Genomic DNA, 2,264 nt, shown 5'->3' with positions numbered 1-2,264 from the left:
GTCCCGCCGGGGCCGGCGTAGGGCGGCCCGGCGGGCGCCGGGGCGTGCATGATCGGGCGCGCCGGGGCGCCGGGCGGGATCGGCGCGCCGCCGGGCCCCGCCGGGGAGGCTCCCGGATGGACCGGCGTGCCCTGCGCCGGGGTCGCCGCCGGGGAGGGGAAGCCGCGCGGAGGCGTGTTCCTGATGTCGCCTGGACGGCGCGGGATGCCCGGATCCGTGTCCACCGTCCCAACCTCCCGTGTCCCTCGCGTGGCCGCCCGATGACCACACATACCGCAATCCACCATATTTTGGCGCAATTGGACGCCTGGTCCACGGGTGCCACAAGAGTCACGCGAGATGCGACAAATCTGGTTACGGCACTTGTCACTCCGACGTGGAATCAGCCGTCGAGCAGCGTCCCGAGCAGCTCGACGACCCCGTCGGGACCGTCCACGACCAGGTCGGCGCGGTCGGCGAGCTCGGTCACCTCGTTGGAACCGCTGCACACCGCGACGCCCGGAACGCCCTCCGCGCGGAGCGCGTCCACCGCGTCGAACGCCGCCAGGTCGCCGAGGTCGTCGCCGGCGAACAGCACCGCGGACGGAGGGGCGCCCCGCTTCTCCGCGAACGCGTCGGCGAGCGAGCGCAGCGCCCGCCCCTTGTCCACACCCGGTGGACGCAGCTCCAGCACGTACCGGCCGGGCTCGACGGCGAGCCCGGTGCGCTCGGCGAGCGCCGCGATGATGCTGCGCAGCCGGTCGAGCGCGACCTGCGGCTCGGCACAGCGCCGCGTGTGCACGACGAGCGCGTGCGCCTTGTCCTCGACGAACGTCCCGGGCGGCGCGCCCGCCGCTTCGAGCACGCCGGGCAGCTTCGCGCGCGCCTCGGCGATGCCGGGCGGCGGGTCGGGCTCGGTGAGCATGCCGGACTCCCAGCGTTCCAGCCCGTACTGGCCGAGCACCACCAGGCCGTCGACGCCCTCGAAGCCGCCGTACTCCACGGCCACGCGCGCGGGCCGGCCGGTGATGATCGCGAGCGCGCCCACCCGCGGGGCCAGCCGGGCCAGCGCCGGCGCGGCCCCCGGGTGGGCCCGGGCCGCGGCGGGGTCGTCCACGATCGGCGCGAGGGTGCCGTCGAAGTCGAAGCCGAGCACGGCCCGGGAGGGGTCGGTACGGATCGCGTCCAGGCCGTCGGCGCCGACGGCCGTCACAGAGCGGGGAGAGTTCACGCCGACCTATGGTGGTCGACTCAGGGCCGGATGCCGAGCCGCCGCGCGGCGCGCTGCCGCTGCCGCTGCGACCGCAGCCGGCGCAGCCGCTTGACCAGCATCGGGTCGCACTCCAGCGCCTCGGGCCGGTCGATGAGGATGTTCAGGAGCTGGTAGTACCGCGTCGCCGACATGTCGAAGTGCTCGCGGATGGCCTGCTCCTTGGCTCCGGCGTACTTCCACCACTGCCGCTCGAACGACAGGATGCGGCGGTCGCGCTCGGAGAGCAGGTCGGCCGGGAAGGCGGCGGCGTCCTCGACGCCGTCCTCGCCGGTCTCGGATGGGTCGGTGGGCTGGTCGGTCACGCGTTTCAGGGCTGAGCCGTCGTCCGTGCCGCCGTCCTGGGGAGGGACGTCGCCGGGGACGTCGCCGGGGGCGTTCGCCGCTCGCATCAGGTCCCCTCTGTGGTCACTGATCCCGGGTCGTCCGGGTTCGGCCGGTGCCATGCTACGCGTCCGGGCCGACATCGTCCGGCGGTTCCGGCGGAACGCACGCCGGTCGTCCAGTGCACCACATCCCCGTTCACCTGGGGATCTCCATTGTCCCGCGTCCCACCGCCAACGGCGGGCACATCGGTCGCCGCAGTCCCGGATTCGGCCCGAACGGCTGGGATAAAGGACGCATAAAGAACATATGCACCGTACAGCCGTTAGAGTTGAGGGCGCACGTCCGCTGTCCCGCGGTGACAGGAAACTGAACGGGAGACCCTTGCATGGCGACGGACACGCCCCGCCACGAGACCGCAGGCTGGACAACGGTCCGAGGCGCCCGGTGAACGGCGACCGGCCGGACCCCGTCCTCGCCGCCATCGGCGCCGCGCTGTTCCACCTGCGCCGGGTCTGGATCAAGCCCGACATGATGAAGCGGATCCGCGCGCGGACCGCCGGCCCGTCCGGCGGACGGCCGCTGCAGATCTCCAACCTGATGGTGGTGAACGCCGTCGCCGCGCTCACCGACGAGCCGCCGGCCGAGCCCGCCGCGCCCGCCGCCGCGCCCGCCGCCGAGCCCGCCGCAG

The 2,264-nt window shown here is 74.0% G+C and carries 2 protein-coding genes and 2 pseudogenes; 1 reads left to right on the top strand and 3 read right to left on the bottom strand.

The window, feature by feature from the left end:
• The 3 genes and pseudogenes from F9B16_RS53420 to F9B16_RS53415 form a co-directional block, all read right to left on the bottom strand.
• Window positions 1-224: pseudogene (locus F9B16_RS53420) on the bottom strand (response regulator); the annotation flags it as partial.
• A gap of 158 nt (window positions 225-382) precedes the next feature.
• Window positions 383-1,210: a trehalose-phosphatase gene (gene otsB / locus F9B16_RS50165; RefSeq protein ID WP_225992688.1), complete on the bottom strand. Its 828-nt coding sequence runs from the start codon at window positions 1,208-1,210 to the stop codon at window positions 383-385.
• Window positions 1,211-1,230: 20 nt separating this feature from the next.
• Window positions 1,231-1,563 carry a DUF3263 domain-containing protein gene (locus F9B16_RS53415; RefSeq protein ID WP_404800602.1) on the bottom strand — a complete coding sequence of 111 codons (333 nt, stop codon included), beginning with the start codon at window positions 1,561-1,563 and terminating at the stop codon, window positions 1,231-1,233.
• Window positions 1,564-2,020: 457 nt separating this feature from the next.
• On the opposite strand from F9B16_RS53415, the pseudogene F9B16_RS50155 reads away from it, so the two are divergent.
• A pseudogene (locus tag F9B16_RS50155) lies at window positions 2,021-2,264 on the top strand (MarR family winged helix-turn-helix transcriptional regulator); the annotation flags it as partial.

The sequence above is a fragment of the Actinomadura montaniterrae genome, from assembly GCF_008923365.1.
Classification (GTDB): Bacteria; Actinomycetota; Actinomycetes; order Streptosporangiales; family Streptosporangiaceae; genus Spirillospora; species Spirillospora montaniterrae.
Note: the sequence above shows the minus strand (reverse complement) of the source record. Positions and strands in the feature narration are given on the sequence as shown.